General features: G+C 74.8%; 14 protein-coding genes and 1 pseudogene. 4 read left to right on the forward strand and 11 right to left on the reverse strand.

Features of this window, described 5'->3' with window-relative positions; translation table 11 throughout:
- Positions 1-857: 857 nt before the first annotated feature.
- Positions 858-2,159, reverse strand: a complete 1,302-nt coding sequence (locus AC5WAM_RS16305; protein ID WP_366789214.1) for a helix-turn-helix domain-containing protein — start codon at positions 2,157-2,159, stop codon at positions 858-860.
- A 386-nt stretch (positions 2,160-2,545) separates the two neighbouring features.
- On the opposite strand from AC5WAM_RS16305, the gene AC5WAM_RS16310 reads away from it, so the two are divergent.
- Entirely contained in the window at positions 2,546-3,106 is a 561-nt protein-coding gene (locus tag AC5WAM_RS16310) for a peptidoglycan-binding domain-containing protein (RefSeq protein WP_495523001.1), read from the forward strand.
- A gap of 299 nt (positions 3,107-3,405) precedes the next feature.
- Here AC5WAM_RS16310 and AC5WAM_RS16315 read toward each other — a convergent pair.
- From AC5WAM_RS16315 to AC5WAM_RS16325, 3 genes and pseudogenes are all read right to left on the reverse strand, one after another.
- A pseudogene (locus tag AC5WAM_RS16315) lies at positions 3,406-3,694 on the reverse strand (helix-turn-helix domain-containing protein); the annotation flags it as partial.
- A gap of 331 nt (positions 3,695-4,025) precedes the next feature.
- The gene (locus AC5WAM_RS16320; protein WP_495523002.1) at positions 4,026-4,937 is read right to left on the reverse strand and encodes a helix-turn-helix domain-containing protein; all 912 of its coding nucleotides are present in this window, start codon (positions 4,935-4,937) and stop codon (positions 4,026-4,028) included.
- Positions 4,934-5,740, reverse strand: coding sequence for a peptidoglycan-binding protein (locus tag AC5WAM_RS16325; RefSeq protein ID WP_495523003.1), 807 nt, complete (start codon positions 5,738-5,740; stop codon positions 4,934-4,936). Before AC5WAM_RS16325 ends, AC5WAM_RS16320 begins: the two co-directional genes overlap by 4 nt.
- Positions 5,741-6,036: 296 nt before the next feature.
- Between AC5WAM_RS16325 and AC5WAM_RS16330 the strand changes: the two genes are divergently transcribed.
- Entirely contained in the window at positions 6,037-6,429 is a 393-nt protein-coding gene (locus AC5WAM_RS16330; RefSeq protein ID WP_495523004.1) for an alpha-amylase inhibitor, read from the forward strand.
- A 76-nt stretch (positions 6,430-6,505) separates the two neighbouring features.
- Here AC5WAM_RS16330 and AC5WAM_RS16335 read toward each other — a convergent pair whose 3' ends face one another.
- The 4 genes from AC5WAM_RS16335 to AC5WAM_RS16350 form a co-directional block, all read right to left on the reverse strand.
- Positions 6,506-7,198 carry a response regulator gene (locus AC5WAM_RS16335; protein ID WP_172385269.1) on the reverse strand — a complete coding sequence of 231 codons (693 nt, stop codon included), beginning with the start codon at positions 7,196-7,198 and terminating at the stop codon, positions 6,506-6,508.
- Positions 7,195-8,355, reverse strand: a complete 1,161-nt coding sequence (locus tag AC5WAM_RS16340) for a sensor histidine kinase (RefSeq protein ID WP_495523005.1) — start codon at positions 8,353-8,355, stop codon at positions 7,195-7,197. The genes AC5WAM_RS16335 and AC5WAM_RS16340 overlap by 4 nt, the downstream gene beginning before the upstream one ends.
- 455 nt (positions 8,356-8,810) lie before the next feature.
- Positions 8,811-9,341: a DUF3017 domain-containing protein gene (locus AC5WAM_RS16345; protein ID WP_366789208.1), complete on the reverse strand. Its 531-nt coding sequence runs from the start codon at positions 9,339-9,341 to the stop codon at positions 8,811-8,813.
- A gap of 16 nt (positions 9,342-9,357) precedes the next feature.
- A complete protein-coding gene (locus AC5WAM_RS16350) occupies positions 9,358-10,215 on the reverse strand; it encodes a bifunctional methylenetetrahydrofolate dehydrogenase/methenyltetrahydrofolate cyclohydrolase (protein ID WP_172385272.1) in 858 nt (285 codons plus the stop codon).
- A 248-nt stretch (positions 10,216-10,463) separates the two neighbouring features.
- On the opposite strand from AC5WAM_RS16350, the gene AC5WAM_RS16355 reads away from it, so the two are divergent.
- Positions 10,464-11,096, forward strand: a complete 633-nt coding sequence (locus tag AC5WAM_RS16355; RefSeq protein ID WP_366789206.1) for an RDD family protein — start codon at positions 10,464-10,466, stop codon at positions 11,094-11,096.
- A gap of 85 nt (positions 11,097-11,181) precedes the next feature.
- Here the strand turns inward: AC5WAM_RS16355 and purH are convergent, their stop codons facing one another.
- Both purH and purN read right to left on the reverse strand, forming a co-directional pair.
- The gene (gene purH, locus AC5WAM_RS16360; RefSeq protein WP_495523006.1) at positions 11,182-12,777 is read right to left on the reverse strand and encodes a bifunctional phosphoribosylaminoimidazolecarboxamide formyltransferase/IMP cyclohydrolase; all 1,596 of its coding nucleotides are present in this window, start codon (positions 12,775-12,777) and stop codon (positions 11,182-11,184) included.
- Complete coding sequence (purN, locus tag AC5WAM_RS16365; protein ID WP_366789204.1) at positions 12,774-13,448, reverse strand: phosphoribosylglycinamide formyltransferase; 675 nt, start codon at positions 13,446-13,448, stop codon at positions 12,774-12,776. Before purN ends, purH begins: the two co-directional genes overlap by 4 nt.
- 233 nt (positions 13,449-13,681) lie before the next feature.
- Here purN and AC5WAM_RS16370 point away from each other — a divergent pair, with 233 nt between their 5' ends.
- Positions 13,682-14,533, forward strand: a complete 852-nt coding sequence (locus AC5WAM_RS16370) for a hypothetical protein (protein ID WP_495523007.1) — start codon at positions 13,682-13,684, stop codon at positions 14,531-14,533.
- A gap of 1,135 nt (positions 14,534-15,668) precedes the next feature.
- Here the strand turns inward: AC5WAM_RS16370 and AC5WAM_RS16375 are convergent.
- Positions 15,669-17,573 carry a cell division protein PerM gene (locus AC5WAM_RS16375; RefSeq protein WP_495523008.1) on the reverse strand — a complete coding sequence of 635 codons (1,905 nt, stop codon included), beginning with the start codon at positions 17,571-17,573 and terminating at the stop codon, positions 15,669-15,671.
- Between the last annotated feature and the right edge of the window lie 53 nt (positions 17,574-17,626).

Below are 17,626 nucleotides of genomic sequence, written 5' to 3' on the forward strand. Positions count from 1 at the left end.
CTCGCTGCGGTGCTTCCGGCGGGCGGCATGTTGCCCTTGGGCGGGGGCGCCCGTGCGGTGGGCTGAGGGGTGGCGGCCGCCACCTCGGGAGAGGGGGGGTGGCGGCCGCCGTGGGGGTGTGACCACTCCCGTGGGGGTACGGTGCGCCTTCCCGGTGCGGGGGCCTGCATTCCCCTTCGGGCTCCTTCAATTTCCGGCTGCCGCGGCGGGGGCTCTCCCACCCGCCCACCCGGCACTCCCCGGCCTTGCCGGGCCGGGCCCCGACGCGGAGCGCTACCGCCCCGTGGGCCCGTACCGCCGCTACCGCGACGGGCTTTCCCACCCGCCCACCCGAAACTCCCCAGCCCTGCCAGGCCCGGCCCCGACGCGAAGCGCCACCGCCCGGTGGGTGCTTCCGCCGCTACCGCGGCGGGCTTCCCCACCCACCCACCCGAAACTCCCCCGCTTCGCCAGCCGAGGCCCCAGGCACCGCGCCCCCAGCCCCAACACCCCGGCGGGGGCGGGCGGCGGGCCCACCCCCGGCAACACGCCACCCGGCTCCGCCAAGCCCACCTACGCACCCTGCCTCACCCGGCGGGGGCGGGCGGCGGGCCCACCCCACACCACCCAACTCCGACAGCACCCCTGTGGGCAATCGTCCCGCAGGGCGGGACGGGTGGGCACAGCCCCAGGCACCGAGCAACCGATCAACAAAGGCCAGCTACAGCAAAGCCAAACCCCAGCCAGGGCCACAGGGCTGAGCCCCGCCAGGCGAGGGCAGGCGGGCGGGACCAACCCCGCGGCGCGACGCCGGGGCGCAAGGCCAGGCTCTGCCGGGAGGCGCCGCCCGGCCCAAGCCCCCGTTCAGCCAGCAGCAGCTACCGCGTGCAGGCCCGCTCCCCCGAAGCAAGCGTCGCGCAGGCCTTGGCCTGCGTACCCGACTTGACCGCCACCATGGGCGTGTACGCGTCCACGTCCGCGGCCCCGGCCACCGTCCCGCTCTGCCGCCCCGCGGCCCCCGCGTCCGCCCCCTTGATCTGCACCTTGTCCCCGGGCTTCGCCTGGGTGATCCGCGCCCACGCGGCCCCGCAGGTCTTGCTGTAACGCACCTCGACGAGGGTCTTCGTGCCGACGGTCACCCGGGCCGTCGTCCTGGCGAACTCGCCGCCGCAGCCCATGTTCTCGGGGTCCTTGCCCGCGCACGCGGCCCCGCTGCACTCGACCCCGGCGGGCAGGTCGGCCGTGGCCGTCGTGGGGGTCGGGGACGGCTTGGCCTGGTCGTCGTCCTTGTCGCCCCTGCCGACGCCGGTGAGGAACGCGGCCGCTCCTATGACGACGAGCGCGCCGACGACGCCCGCGAGGAACATCGTCAGCTTCCGCTTGCGCCGCTGACCGTCGGGCGACTTCCCGTCGGGGCCCGCGGGGGCCGTGGTCACGCCCCGCGCCCCGCCGCCGTACGACGTGGCGGCCGAGGCGTGCGCGGAGGCGGCCGCCGTGGGGGGTGTCGCCGAGGCCTCGTACGAGGACGGGGCGGAGGACGGCGACGAGGCGGACGCGGAGGGAGCGGGGTACGCGACGGAAGCCGCGGACGCGGAAGGCGCAGACGGCACGGAAGACGCGGACGGCGCAGAAGGCGCCGAAGAGGCAGCGGGCGCCGACGACACGGCGGGGCCTGCGCCCGCCCCGGGCTGCGCCGCCGTCCGGGCCCCGTACCGCGCGCTCTCCTGGCGCGGCGGCACCGTCGGGGACACCCCGGCGGGGCCCGCCACACCGGTGACCGCGCCGACGCCGCCCCGGGACTTGCCGGAGCCGCCCTTGCCCTTGGGCGGGTCGGGCGTGCCGAGCTCACCGAGGGCCGCGCGGGCCTGGGAGATGCGGATGGCCTGCATCGTCATGTCGTGCCGCATCTCGGAACGGCTCCAGGCGCGCTCCGCGAGCTCCCACAGGGTGACGAGGTGCACGGCGGGCGTGCCGGTGACTTCGGCGAGCGCGACGACGGCGCCCTTGGGGGCGAGCAGCCGCCCGTTCAGATAGCGCTCCCAGGACGTCTTGCTGTAGCCGGTCCTGTCCGCGACGGCGGCAATGCTGAGCCCGCTGTTGTCGACGAGTCTGCGCAGCTGGCTCGCGAACTCCCTGACCTGTGGGTCGAGGTCGTCCGGCAGCGCTTTCCAACGAGGCATCGCTCCCCCAATCCCCCCGTGCGTGCAAGTACTCCACGCATCGTGCTCCCTGGCCCAGTGCCCCGTACCAGCCCCGAACGCTCCGGATCTGGACTACCCAGAGAGATGCGCCAAGCCAGGATGACAGTTCCCGGATTGGGGGCGCACGGGAGCATATGGGCCAGATGCGCCCCGTCGCACGCTCCGCGGTCGACGCACAGTGTCCCATCGACATCCCGTTGCACGATGCGGAACCCCAGGTCCCGAGCCGGGACGTCCCGGAACCGTCCCGGATGCGCCACTTGACCCTTTTGCAGAGCGCCTCCGTAACGAAGGATCGAACGCGGCACATCCGTGCCGGACCCGGCCGAAACAGGCCGAACCAGAACACACCACGGGGGACTTCCATGCACCGCACCACGACCACCGGCGGCCGGAGGGCCCGGCGGCTGCTCACCGCCGCCGTCACCGCGGCCGCGGGCGCCGGCGTCGCGCTCGCCACCACCGCCCCGCTCGCCACCGCCGCCGCGCCGCGCGTCATCGACGGCAGCGGTTACGCGTACAACGACTGGGGCGACGAGGGCACCCTGTCCATCGACAGCCACAGCACCAACAGCGACGCCACCGCCCTGTGGCAGACCGTCCTGTACGCGGACGGCGCCAAGTGGCGCGACAGCAACGGCGAGCTGCGCACCTTCAGGAAGTCGGACATCACCGGACACTTCGAGGAGCGCACCGAGTCCGCGACCCGCTGGTGGCAGAAGCACGAGGACCTGGAGGACGTCGACGGCGTCGTCGGCAAGGAGACGTTCGGCGACGCCGACAACTCCCTGTCCGGGCCGGAGCCGGACGGCACCGTCCTGTTCATGGGCTACCGGCACACCGTCGCCTTCAAGCGCCTCCAGGGGACGTACTACGTGAAGGTCCACGGCGAGTGGCGGAAGGCCGCGTACAAGTCGTTCGACTGATGCCCACGGCGGCCGCCCGGGCCCCGCGGGCCCGGGACTCCCCCGGCCGTCGCGGTCCTCGCCCCGGGCGGCCGTCAGCTGCGAGACGACCCACAGCAGGGTCACGAGCAGCAGCACGGCCACGGCGAGGGCGGAGCAGGCCACCAGGCGCCAGGAGGGCGCCGCCGCGCGCCGCACGGGGACCGGCACCCGGGCAGCCGACGACTCCGGCGCCGGTGACGGTGACGGTGACGGTGACGGTGACGACGCTGGCGCCAGTGCCGGAGCCGGAGCCTTCCGTTCCGTGCCGGGCGCGAGGGCCGCGCCGTCGCGCGGCCACCTCCGCACCGCGAGGTCCCGGGCCGCGAGCAGCCGGGCGGCGTCCGCGCCCGCGACCCGGCACAGGGCGAGCACGGCCTGCCGGGGCGGGGGCTGGCGGGCGTTGAGGTAACGCTGCCAGGAGGACTTGCTGTATGAGGTCCGCTCGCCGAGCCCGACGAGGCTCAGCCCCGTGCGGTCCTTGAGCAGCCGCAGCCGCTCCACGAAGTCCTTCACCTCCGACGGCAGTTCGTCCGGCAGCGGCTGCCAGGCGCTCGCGCGCGCACCCATCGTCCATCCCTCCTCGCGCGCCCTGGTTCTCCGATATCCGGTTTGTCACGTGACGGGGGAACAGCCCTGTTTGGTTCCTGCGTCGCGGGCCTTGTCGCCCAGGTCGTCGCGCAGCCGTTGCGGGCCCCGCACACCGTTGCGGAATGGTCACTTCCGTGCCACAGGGAACCGGCCTCCCTTGAAGCGAAGATGGCGTGTCCACGACGCTTGAGGCACACGGCGAGCGCGCATCCCGCTCCCGGACGTACGGCGGCGCCCGTCCTCCCACGGGGGAGAGGACGGGCGCCGTCCTGCGTCACAGGAATGGCTCTGAGCTGGGACTCCTTGGCGCTCAGCCGGAGAAGCAGGTCTTCTTCGCGGTGCTCGCGAACGTCACGCACACCCTCGTCGACGCCGGGTCGGCGCCCTTGAGCGCCGTCATGGACGTGGCCAGATACCGATGGGTGTCCCCGGCCTTGTCCGCCCGCAGCTCCTTCGCCCGCGCGCCCGGCAGCGAGACCACCACGCGGTCCCCCGGAAGGAGTCCGGTCGCCCGCGCCCACACCGCGTTGCACGCCTTGCCCACGCGCAGTTCGACCCGGCGCCCCGGGGCGAAGGAGCGGGTGGCGAGCGACACCACCTGCCCCGGGCCGCCGCAGCCCATCCGCTGCGGCTGCTCGCCCTCACAGGCCGCGCCGACGCAGCGCGGCTCGTACGGGCCGGGCGCGGCCCCGGTCTCCACATGGGCGCCCCGGTCGCGGTCGCCCGTGGCGGCGAGCCCCGCCGTCACGCCGCCCGCGGCCACCGCGACGGCGGCGATCCCGAGCGCGAGCGCGGTCCAGCGGCGCCGCCCGCCCTCGGCCCCGCCCGCCGCGGCTCCGGCCGGACTGGCAGGTCCCGCCGGCCCGAGGAGCGTGCCGGGGCCGTCCGCCGCCCGCCCTTCGGCGCGCCGGTCCCCCTCGCCCGCCTCGTCCCCCCGCGCCGACCGCCCGCTCCACGCCGCGTCCGCGAGGTCCCACAGCGCGAGCAGGCGCCCCGGCGGTTCGTCGGCGAGCGCGCACAGCGCGACGACGGCCTTGCGCGGCACGGGCTTCTTGCCGTTGAGGTACCGCTCCCAGGACGACTTGCTGTACGCGGTCCTGCGGCCGAGGGCCTCCAGGCTCAGCCCCGTGCGCTCCCGCAGCTCCCGCAGGGCCTCGGCCAGCGGCAGACACGCGGGCGGCGGCGCCGACGGCGGCCCGCCCCGTTCCCCGCGCCCCTTCACTTGCGCAGCGCTCCCCAGGTGTCCGGGCCGACGATCCCGTCGGCCACCAGGTCCCGCGCGCGCTGGAAGCGCTTGACGGCGGCCTTCGTCCCGTCGCCGTACGCCCCGTCGACCTTCCCGGCGCCGAAGCCGTGTGCCCGCAGCAGGCACTGCGCCTCGACGACCTCCCAGCCGCTGCTCCCCCGGTCGAGGATCGCGGTGGCCGTCGTCGCGTACCCGGCGTACCGCACGCCGTCGGCGCGGCCGTCCTCGCACGCGTACGTCCGCTTCTGCGCGTACGAGAACACGCCGCGCCCCGTGTCGCCCTCGCCCCCCGTGAACGCCCGCCCGGCGAGCAGGCCGCCCGTGAACGCGACGGCCACCGCGAGCGCCAGGGCGGCGAGCGCGGACCGCAGCCGCACGGTGCGGCCCGCGGACGGTGCGGCCGCAGGCGGTCCGGGCGGGCCGACCGGTCCGGGCGGCTCACTCGCACGTGTCACCGACCCGGTAGCGGCCGCGGGCTCCGCCGCCTCGGCCCCGCCGTCCCGCGGCTCCCCGGGCCCCTCCGCCGCCCGTGCCACCTCGTGCAGGACGAGCAGCCGGGTCGGATCCGCGCCGCACACCTGCGCCAGCTCCTCGACCGCCACCCGCGGCACGGGCTTCTTGCCGTTCAGATACCGCTCCCACGAGGAGCCGCTGTACGACGTCTTGGCGCCGAGCGACGCCAGGCTGAGCCCACTGTGGTCCTTCAACCGCCGTAACTGCACGAGGAGCTGGCGCTCCTCCTCGCCCAGCTGCGCGGGCAGCTCTTTCCAACGCGGCATGGTGTCCCCCGGACGCGTCGCAAGGTTCCCCGGGCGCATCGCCCCTTGTGTGACGAAAGACGCCGGATGCACCAATTCCGGTTCCCCGGCGGCCTTCTCACACGTCCGAACAAGCCACTTCCGCCGCGTCCCATGTCCCACGCCCGCGCCCACGGCCGGAGCTCCCCCGCAGCTCAGCGGGTGGGACATCCCAAGGACACCCACCGGGACCAGCCGCTCTGGCTGTTGACCGATTCCGCTCGGCACAGTCGAGAACGCCGCATCTCGCGGCACCGCATCCACGGGGGAGAACACCCATGACCAGCACCTCACACATGCCGTCCGACACCCCGGACACCGGCTGGGGCCGCAGGGCCCGCGGCCGCTTTCGAGCCGCCGCCTTCGGCCTCGCCGCGAGCGCCCTCCTGGGCGGCGGCCTCGCCCTCGGCCCGGACGCGGCCGCCGCGCCCGACCGGGGCCCGGCCGCCGTCGTCCGGTCCGAGGCCGCGCCGCAGGGCACCGCGCCCGCCTGCGTCCAGCGGTCCGTCACCGGGCGCTCCGCCACCGCCACCAACAACTGCGGCCGCGTCATGCGCGTGAAGATCGTCGTCAAGCACGGCCCCGACTCGCGCTGCCGCTCGCTCAAGCACCGCGCCTGGGTGCGCCACAGCTGGCCCTTCGGCTCCTACGACAAGACCGTGACCTGCTGAACGGCCGGTCCCCCAGCAGCGGTCCGCCCTCCCGGGGGAGAGGGCGGGCCGCCCCGCCCCCGCGCGGTCCGGCGGGTCAGAGGTCCTGGTCGCCCGGGGTGACCAGGCCCGACTCATAGGCCATCACGACGGCCTGGGCCCTGCTGTCGATGTCCAGCTTGTTCATCGTGCGGTTCAGATGCGTCTTGACGGTCGCCTCGCTGATGTACAGGCGGTCCGCTATGTCGGCGTTCGACAGGCCGCGCGCTATCAGCCTGAGCACCTCCAGCTCCCGGCCCGTCAGGGACTCCAGGCCCGGCGGCGACTCGGCACCCGCCAGCGGGGTGCTCCCGGGCCGGGAGGCGAACGCCTCCACCAGACGGCGCGTGACGCTCGGCGCGAACAGCGCGTCGCCGCTGCCGACCGCCGCCACCGCGGCGAGCAGCCGCTCCGGCCCCGAGTCCTTGAGCAGGAACCCGGACGCGCCCGCGCGCAGCGCCCCGTACACGTACTCGTCGAGGTCGAAGGTGGTCAGGACCAGGACGCGCGGCGCCGGGTCGGGGGCCGCGGCCAGGATGCGCTCGGTGGCCGTGATGCCGTTCATGCCGGGCATCCGGATGTCCATGAGGATCACGTCGGGCCGGGTCGCCGCGGCCAGCTCCACGGCCTCCGCGCCGTCGCCCGCCTCCCCGACGACCTCGATGCCGGAAGCGGCCCGCAGCACACCGACGAGCCCGGCACGGATGAGGAACTGGTCGTCCACGACAAGCACCCTGATGTGTGGGGTCATTCGGTGGCGTCGTCTCCCGGCGGCGCGGCCCGCGCGGACGTGGGCAGAGTAAGCCTGACGGCGAACCCCCCGGTGCTGCGCGGCCCTATGCTGATCGTTCCGCCGTAGAGCTTGGCCCGCTCACGCATGCCGATCAAGCCATGTCCCCGCCCTCTTCCCACTCTGGCCGGAATCACCCCCTCTCCGTCGTCGGTGACCGAGACCTCGATGTGGTCGTGGTGATAGTGCAGTTCGACGACGGCGCTCGCCTGCCGCGCGTGCTTCAGGACGTTCGTGAGCGCCTCCTGCACCACCCGGTACGCGCACAGCTCCACGCCGGGCGCGATGGGCCGGGGCGTCCCGACGACCCGGAACTCCACGGGCACGCCGCCCGCCCTGACCCGCTCCGTCATCTCCCCGAGGCGGGCGAGCCCCGGCATCGGGGCGTCCGGCGCCTCCTCGCCGTCCTCCTGCGCCCGCAGCACCCGCAGCATGCGCCGCATCTCCTCCAGCGCCTCGGCGCTGGTGCCGGATATGGTGCCGAGCGCGGAGCGCGCCGTCTTCGCGTCGGAGTCGAAGACGAACTTCGCGAGGCCAGCCTGCACGGAGATCACCGACATGTGGTGGGCGACCACGTCGTGCAGCTCCCGCGCGATGCGGCCGCGCTCCTCCACCACGGCGTGGCGGGCCTTCTCCTGGTGCTCGGCGCGCGTCCTGCGGGCGAGCTCGGCGGAGCGGCGCGCCAGATAGCCCATGCGCCACACCATGCCGTTGAAGCAGATGCACTGGGCCACCACGGAAGGGATGAAGGAGTCGTCCATGGTCAGCAGGGAGCCGAAGGCCCACAGGGCGGCGAGCAGGACCGCGAGCACACCGGAGACGCGCGTCGGCCGCAGCAGGGAGACCGTGTAGAGGCACAGCAGCGGCCCGAAGGACGTCACGACGGGCCAGTAGCCCTCGATGATGTAGACGACCCAGACGCAGTACGTCACCAGGCAGACCGTGATCGGCGCCTTGGAGCGGGCCAGCGTCGGCAGGATGACGAGCACCCCGAGCCCGTAGCCCCGCGCGTCGAGCGGAGTGAACCCTATGCCGTTCGCGCTCGGTCCGATCAGCACCAGCGCCACGACCTGCCCGAGCGCGAGCAGGAGGTCGGCGGTGAACGGGCGGAGTCGCATCGCCGCAGCGTAACGCGCGTCTCGCGAAGCCACGTCAACCCGTCGCCGTACCGCGGAAGTTGTAGCTGACGGGCAGCTGCGCCCTGCGGCGTAGCCGAACGTCAACCTGGGACAGGACGACGCGGAGCACCCGCCGCCCGTAGTTTCTTGCCTCAGCACCACCGCCCGAGTCGCCCAGACGACACGGCGCGCACGGGGGAAGGAGGCGCGGACCTGCTGGCGGGGGGAACCAGCGGGCAGGTCCGCACCTCACCACAGCACACCACGGCAGCAGCCACAACGGCAGCGACACAGACCACTGAGGTCGAGGCTTCGTGCGCGGGGGCGCGCACGGGGGAACGGGCCCTCGGCCGCGAGCACCACCCTGCCCCACGGCCGACGGCCCGTACTCTCCTGGCGAGTACGGGCCGTTGGTGTGTCCGCGGCCGCGCGGCCGGAGCGCCGCGCGCGCCCGGCTAGCTGCTGATCGTGAAGTGCAGCGTGTCGTCCAGGAACGGGATGACCAGCCACGGGTCGGGCTGCGCCATCATCGCGAGCAGCACGATGGCGAGGCCGAGGACCCCGTACGTCACCATGTCGGTGAACCGCGAGCGCACCGCCAGCATGCCGACGCCCGGCAGCGTCCAGCGCATCACGGCGCCCGCGAGCAGCCCGAGCCCGACCAGTATCGTCCCCACCCGGAAGACGTCGAACGCGGTCAGGAGCAGCCCGAGGGCGACCACCGACACGACCACGAGCAGCGGCCACTGCCGCGCGGGCGCGGGCGCGTCCCCCGGCGCGGCCCGGCCGCCGCCCTCGGGCCGCGCGGTGTCCCGGGTGAACAGCGGGAAGCGCCGCGACGACTTGCGCGGCACCCCGTCGGGCCCGGGGGCGCTCACGGCGCCCTTGGCGGTGGGCTCCTCCGAAGGCTCCCCCGCGACTCCCGCGGCCCCGGCCCCCGGCGGCTCGGTTCCGGTCCCGGTCCCGTCCTTGGCGTCAGCACTCATGGCGGCCACTCCCGGCTCAGCCCGCGGCACCGCGCTCGGCGGCCTCGACCACGTTCACCAGGAGCTGGGCGCGCGTCATCGGGCCCACGCCGCCCGGGTTGGGCGACAGCCAGCCGGCGACCTCGGCGACGCCGGGGTGCACATCGCCGACGATCTTCCCGCTCTCGTCCCGGGACACGCCGACGTCGAGCACGGCCGCGCCGGGCTTCACGTCCTCCGGCTTGACCAGGTGCGGCACGCCCGCGGCGGCCACGATGATGTCGGCCCGGCGCAGGTGCGAGGCCAGGTCGCGGGTGCCGGTGTGGCACTGCGTCACCGTGGCGTTCTCCGACTTGCGGGTCAGGAGCAGCGGCATCGGCCGGCCGATGGTGACGCCGCGGCCGACGACCACGACCTCCGCGCCCTTGATCTCCACGTCGTGCTGACGCAGCAGCCGGATGATCCCGTACGGCGTGCACGGCAGCGGCGCCGGCTCGTTCAGGACGAGGCGGCCCAGGTTCGTGGGGTGCAGTCCGTCCGCGTCCTTGGCCGGGTCCATCAGCTCCAGGACGCGGTTCTCGTCGATGCCCTTGGGCAGCGGGAGCTGCACGATGTAGCCGGTGCACGCCGGGTCCTCGTTCAGCTCCCGGACCACCGCCTCGATCTCCTCCTGCGAGGCGGTCGCGGGCAGTTCGCGCTGGATGGAGGCGATGCCCACCTGCGCGCAGTCGCGGTGCTTGCCCGCGACGTACTTCTGGCTGCCGGGGTCCTCGCCGACGAGGATGGTGCCGAGTCCGGGCGTGACGCCCTTTTCCTTCAGGGCCGCCACACGGGCGGCCAGTTCGGACTTGATCGCTGCTGCGGTGGCCTTGCCATCGAGAATCTGGGCGGTCATGCTCCCATCCTCCCGGATGAGCACGCCCGCGTACCAATCCGGGGCACCCGGACGCCGCCGCGTTCGCAGTCGCATTGCACTCGCACAACGCTCGGCGAACGCGGCTGGACAAACAAGCGGGCGCTGAAGAACGATGAGCAGCACAGTGCCGCGGCCGGTGTCGGGGGGACCGACGCATCTGTGAACGTTCCTCCGTGCGTGCCGTGACGTCCCCGCACTCCCCGCTCCGACCGGAGGAACACCCCAGCATGAGCACGCCGCCGCCCAACCCCTACGGCCAGCAGCCCCAGCAGCCCGGCTACGGCCCCGGATACGGCTACCCGCAGCAGACCCCCCAGGGCGTCCCGCCGCAGCAGGGCGGCTACCCCGGGCAGCACTACGCCCCGTACCCGCAGCCCCAGCCCGGCCAGGCGCCGTACGGCGCCTACCCGCAGCAGGCGGGGTACGGCATGGGGCCCGACGGCCGCCCGGAGCTGGCGCACTGGGGCCTGCGCGTGGGCGCGACCCTGCTGGACGGCCTGATCACGATCGTGCCGCTGTACCTGATCGTGGGGCTCACCGTCGGCATCGGCGGCGAGGACATGACCGCGGGCGCCTCCCTCATCGCGGTGGCCGCCCTCGCCTACACGATCTTCATGGGCTTCTACCAGATCCACCTCGAGGGCAAGACCGGCCAGACGATCGGCAAGCGCGTCGTCGGCATCCGCGTCCTGCGCGAGACCGACGGCAGCTTCCTCGGCTTCGGCATGGCCTTCGTCCGCAAGCTCGCGCACTTCCTCGACAGCATCCCCTGCTACATCGGCTACCTGTGGCCGCTGTGGGACGACAAGAAGCAGTGCTTCGCCGACAAGGTGTGCAGCACGGTCGTCATCAAGGGCTGATCCGGAACGCGTACGGCGCGGGCGCCGCACCCCTTCCGAGGGGGTGCGGCGCCCGCGCCGTTCGTGCTCCGCCGCCGGCCGCGGCTCAGTGGAAGAAGTGCCGCGTGCCCGTGAAGTACATCGTCACGCCGGCCTTCTTCGCCGCCTCGACCACCAGCTCGTCGCGGACCGAACCGCCCGGCTGGACCACGGCCTTGACGCCCGCGGCCGTCAGGACCTCCAGACCGTCGGGGAAGGGGAAGAAGGCGTCGGACGCGGCGTACGCGCCCCGGGCGCGCTCCTCGCCCGCGCGCTCGACCGCGAGCTTCGCGGAGTCGACGCGGTTGACCTGGCCCATGCCGACGCCGACGGAGGCGCCGTCCTTGGCGAGCAGGATCGCGTTGGACTTCACCGCCCGGCAGGCGCGCCAGGCGAAGGCGAGCTCGGCCAGCTCGCCCGGGGACAGCGCGTCCCCGGTCGCGAGGGTCCAGCTCGCGGGGTTGTCGCCGTCGGCCTGGAGGCGGTCGGTGACCTGGAGCAGCGCGCCGCCGTCGATCGGCTTGACCTCGACGGGCGCGGCGGGCGCCTGCGGGGCGCGCAGGACGCGGATGTTCTTCTTCTTGGTCAGGGCCTCGAGCGCGCCGTCCTCGTAGTCCGGCGCCACGATGACCTCGGTGAAGATGTCGGCGACCTGCTCCGCCATCTCCTTGGTCACCGGCCGGTTGACGGCGATGACGCCGCCGAACGCGGACAGCGGGTCGCAGGCGTGCGCCTTGCGGTGCGCCTCGGCGACGTTGCCGCCGATCGCGATGCCGCACGGGTTGGCGTGCTTGATGATCGCCACGCACGGGTCGTCGTGGTCGTACGCGGCCCGGCGCGCGGCGTCGGTGTCCGTGTAGTTGTTGTACGACATCTCCTTGCCGTGCAGCTGCTCCGCCTCGGCGAGGCCGCCGCGGCCGTCCGTGTACAGGGCGGCGTTCTGGTGCGGGTTCTCGCCGTAGCGCAGCTGGTTCTTCAGGTCGAAGGCGGCGCCCACGAAGGCCGGGAAGCGCTCGCCCGCGCCCTCCTCCGTCTCCAGGAACCAGTTGGCGACCGCGATGTCGTACGCGGCGGTGTGCTGGAACGCCTCGGCGGCGAGCGCGCGGCGCGTCGCGAAGTCGAAGCCGCCCGCGCGGACCGCGGCGAGCAGGTCGCCGTACCGGGAGGGGCTCGTCACCACGGCGACCGACGGGTGGTTCTTGGCGGCGGCGCGGACCATCGAGGGGCCGCCGATGTCGATCTGCTCGACGCACTCATCGACGCTCGCGCCGGAGGCCACGGTCTCGCGGAACGGGTAGAGGTTCACCACGACCAGGCCGAACGGCTCCACGCCCAGCTCCTGGAGCTGCTTGCGGTGCGCCTCCAGGCGCAGGTCGGCGAGGATGCCCGCGTGCACGCGCGGGTGCAGCGTCTTGACCCGGCCGTCCAGGCACTCGGGGAAGCCCGTCAGCTCCTCGACCTTGGTGACGGGCACGCCGGCGGCGGCGATCCGCGCGGCGGTCGACCCGGTCGACACCAGCTCGACGCCGGCCTCGTGCAGGCCGCGCGCGAGGCCTTCCAGGCCGGTCTTGTCGTACACGCTGATCAGCGCGCGGCGGATGGGCCGCTGATCGGCCCCCGCGGTGCTGGGGGGTGTCTGGGGCGTCGTACCTTCGGCGGTCACGGGATAACTACCTTTCGTCCCTCGATGCTGTAGCCGTCGCGGGCGAGGCGTCCCACGACGTCGACGAGCAGGCTTCGCTCGATGTCCTTGATGCGCTCGTGCAGAGCGCTCTCGTCGTCCTCGTCCCTGACCTCCACCACGCCCTGCGCGATGATCGGGCCGGTGTCGACGCCGTCGTCGACGAAGTGGACGGTGCAGCCGGTGACCTTGGCGCCGTACGCGAGCGCGTCGCGGACGCCGTGGGCCCCCGGAAAACTGGGCAGCAGCGCGGGGTGGGTGTTCACCGTGCGCCCGCCGAAGCGGGCCAGGAACTCCTTGCCCACGATCTTCATGAAACCGGCGGAGATCACCAGGTCCGGCGCGTACGCGGCCGTCGCCTCGGCGAGCGCGGCGTCCCAGGCCTCCCGGGTCCCGTGGTCCTTCACCCGGCACACGAACGTCGGCAGGCCCGCGCGCTCGGCGCGCTCCAGACCCGCGATGCCGGTGCGGTCGGCGCCCACGGCCACGACCTCGGCGCCGTAGGCGTCCGCTCCGTGCTCCGCGATGGCGTCGAGCAGTGCCTGGAGATTCGTACCTGATCCGGAGACCAGCACGACGAGGCGCTTGGCCTTGGCCACGACGGGGCCCTTTCTCGGGAGTGCTCTTTGTACGGTCGTACGAAGGCTTCGCATCCCCCGATACGGGGAACTCTACGAAGCGGCCGACCGTCAGCAACGATACCGGCACACCCGGCGGCCCCTCACGGGACGGGGGCGCGGCCGGAAGGTAGCGTCTGTGGGGGCAGCCGCCCGAACGCCGAGTTGCCTAGCTCCACCACCGAGTTGCCCGGCTCCGCACAGCCGGGCCGCAGAGCACCGCCAGCGCTCTGTGCCAGAGCTCTATACAAGGGGAAGACGCACACCTGATGCCGGACCGCAGCCTCCGCCTCACGCCACCCTTCGCGTCCGCGTACGGACCGACGCACGACGGGCGCCACGGCTCGACACCCGGCCCGGGTGCGGTGCTGCTCCGGGAGGGGCGGCCCGGCCCCTCGTCCTCGGCGCCGGAGGAGGAGCGCGACGGCCGGGGCTCCGGCGGGCAGGGCTCCGCGCAGGAGGACAACCCGTTCGCGCCGCCGCCCGAGGGCGCGCCCGAGCAGCCCTGGCGCCCCCGGCGTCCGGGCGGCTCCGGCTCCGGCTCCGGCTCCGGCTCCGACGAGCAGGGCTCCGGCGGCCAGGGCGGCTCCCCCTGGGGCAGCCAGTGGAGCGACCAGCAGCCCGGCCGCTCCTCCGGCGGCTTCGGCGACCGGCCGCGCGGCCAGGGCCAGGACGGCTCCGGCGGGCAGAACGGCCAGGGCCTGCGCTGGGACCCGACCGACCCCGCCCAGCGTCGCGCGCGCTACGCGCTGCTCTCCGGCATGTGGGCCTTCTTCTTCGCCCTCTTCGGCTGGGACTACGTGGCGCTGCTGCTCGGCGCGCTCGGCATGTACTGGGCCATCAGCGCGCTGCGGGCCAAGCCGCGGCGCCCCGACCCGACCGCCGCGGCCGCGCCCGAGCCGCAGGGCCGCGGGTCGTCGCGGCCCCAGACCACGGCGGCGATCAGCGGCCTGGTGACGGCGTCGCTGGCGCTGGTCATGGTCCTCGCGACGTTCGGGGCGCAGCTGATCTACCGGGACTACTACACCTGTCGGGACGACGCGCTCACCGGGGCCTCGCAGCAGGCCTGCGAAGACCTCCTCCCGAAGCAACTCCGCCCCCTCCTCACCGACCGCGACTAACCCCGGCCCTCGCCCCGGCCCTCACCCTCAGCCCGGCCCTCGCCTCAGCCCCACCTGCCCCTCGGCCTGACCCTCGCCTCAGCCCGGCCTCCGCCACCCGGCCCTCAGCCCGGCTCCGCCCTCAGCCCGGCCTCCGCTCGCCGCCCTCAGCCCGGCCCTCGCCGCAGCCCCGCCCTCGCCTCAGCCCCGCCCGCCCCTCAACCCGGCCCTCGCCTCAGTCCGGCCTCCGCTCGCCGCCCTCAGCCCGGCTTCCCTCAGCCCTCAGCCTGGCCTGCGCCCGCCCCGGCTCCCGCCAGGCCCTCGCTCCGGCCTGCCTCCGGCCCTGCCCACCTCCAGGACCGGCCCCGACGCGTGGAGGCCCTGCGCTTGCGGGCCGGGGCCCGGCGCTGCCGCGGCGGGGGCTCTCCCACCCGCCCACCCGGCGCTCCCCGGCCTTGCCGGGCCGAACCCCGACGCGGAGCGCTGCCGCCCCGTGGGCCCGTACCGCCGCTACCGCGACGGGCTTCCCCACCGCCCGCCCAGCACTCCCCGGCCTCGCCCGGCCCGGCCCGGCCCCGACGCGAAGCGCCACCGCCCGGTGGGTGCTTCCGCCGCTACCGCGACGGACTTCCCCACCCACCCACCCGAAACTCCCCCGCTTCGCCAGCCGAGGCCCCGAGCACCGTGCCCCGAACCCAACACCCCGGCGGGGGCGGGCGGCGGGCCCACCCCACACCACATCAACTCCGCCCAGCCCAAGGCCCACCCCGACAGCACCCCTGTGGGCAATCGTCCCGCAGGGCGGGACGGGCGGGCACAGCCCCAGGCACCGAGCAACCGATCAACAAAGGCCAGCTACAGCAAAGCCAAACCCCAGCCAGGGCCACAGGGCTGAGCCCCGCCGGGCGAGGGCGAGCGGGTGGGACCGAGCCGGTGGGCGCGCAGAGGACCCGGGCGCCGGGGCCGCGGGCGAGCGGCCCACACCGAGGAGAGGCCACACCGGGCACAGCCAACCATTCAGCAGGGCCCGCCCCCTGACGGCACGGAACAGACCAGGCCAGGCGAAACCGAACCCGACGCGGACCGCAGGCCTGAGCCCCGCCAGGCAGGGGCGGGCGGGTGGGACCGGCCCCGCGGCGCGGCGCCAGCCCCCGGCTCAGGTTCCCGTTCCGGTTCCACTTCCGCCCGGAGCCCCCTCATCCCGCTCCGGCAGGAAGTCGTACGGCTCGAAGAGCGACGGCACCCCCGGAGGCTCCTCCGCCAAGGGCTCAAAGGGCTCCAGTGGCTCAGGAAGCTCGAAGGATCCGGAAGACACGGAAGCCTCCGAACCGGACGGCTCAGCCCCGGAGAACTCGACCGCGGAGAGCCCAGAAACGGAATCCCCAGGCAAGGAAGGCCCCGCCGAGGAGCCCCCAGGGGCCGAAGGCCCAGAAGGAAAGGCCCCAGGAAGGGAAGTCCCGGGACGGGAGGTCCCTGGGAGGGAGGCCCCGGGCAGCGAACTCCCAGGGAGCGAAGCCCCGGGCAGCGAGGCCCCCGGCTGGAAAGCTCCTGGCAGCAAGGGCCCCGGCTGGGAAGCCCCCGGCAGCGGGGCCCCAGGCTGGGAAGCCCCCGGCAGTGAGACCCCCGGCTCAGAGGGCGCGGAGGGCGCGGCCCGGCGGGGCCAAGGGCGGAGGCGGCCCGCCAGGCGAGCGGCCCACCCGGCCCGAGGCCCCCGTACCCACCCGGCCCGAGGCCCCCGCACCCGCCCAGCCCGAGGCTCCCGCACCCGCCACCCCCGCACCCCCAACGCAACCGGCACCCCCACCACCCCCACCCAAGCGCCCGCCGCAACCCCCGTGAGCCACCCCACAGGCCCGAACTCCGCAAGCCCCCCCACCCCCATCGCGCCCCCGGCCGCCCCCGCCAGGACTCCGCAGGCGCCCCCGCACCCCACCGCCGCCCCCAGCACCACGAGCACCGTCCGCCCCGCGGGCCACGCCTCCTCCCGCTCCCCGTACGCCGGGGCCGCCGCCCCCGCCACGAACCACCCCACCGCGCCCCCGGCCACCACCGGCACCGCCCCCGCCGCCCAGGTGAACGGCGACCCGCCCCCGGCCCCCGGCACCGCCGCGAGCAGCGGGAACTCCGGCAGCAGCGGCGCCGCCCCCGCACCCAGGGGCCCGACCACGGTCCCCGTACCGAGCACGAACCCGGGCCCGAGCCCGTACGCCGCGCCCCACACCGCCGCGTTCGGCAGCAGCGCGAGTGCGAGCAGGAGCACCGCGAACCGCCCCGACCACACCCCGGTCAGCTCGAGGAACGACTCCCGCACCAGCGGGCCGTGCAGCACGAGCGACACCCCGACGAGCAGCGCGCCCCCGCCCACGAGCAACACCGTCCCGGCCGCCGCGGCCCGGCAGGCAGCCCGCACCCGGTCCCGTACGAAGAGGCGCCGGACCCCGGCGGGAAGCCGCTCCCCCGCGCGCGTCACCACCCCGGGCAGCGGCCCCCGCGGCCGCCCGTGCGCCGTCCACACACCCGAGCCCGCCGCCGCCACCGCGAGCACCGGCACGTGCCACACCGCGCTCGGCCACGACGGCCGCAGCTCACCGCCCGCCGCGTACAGCGTCGCCGCGAGCCCCACCAGGAGGTAGCCCGCGACCACGCCCCACCACGCCGCCCGCACTCCCATCGCACGCCCCTGCGGGTCCGCCGCGTCCCGCGCGGCCCGGTGCAGCAGCCAGCACGGCAGGGCGAGCAGCAGCAGCGGGGTCACGCCGACCGGCGCGGGCGCCCCGGACAGGGTCTCGGTGCGGATCAGCTCCGTGCCGTGCGCGAGCAGCCACAGCGACGCGGCGACGTGCAGCGCCCCGTCGGGCCCGCTGTCCGGGTACGGCGAGCTGATCCACAGGACCATCACCAGGACCGCGAACGCGCCGAGGCCGAGCCCCGCCGCGATCGCCCCGCCCAGCACCCCCGTGGCGAGCCCTGACGAACCGTCATGCGTCCGCCCCGTCACGGCGGACGCGTTCGGCTGTTCCTGCGGCGGCGGCCAGGAGCCGGAGTCGGTGAGGTGGGTCACCCCGCCATGCTCCCAACGACACGCGCTTTCACGGCGTAACAGGCGAATACCGG

The organism is Streptomyces sp. JLYT201 (assembly GCF_059448825.1).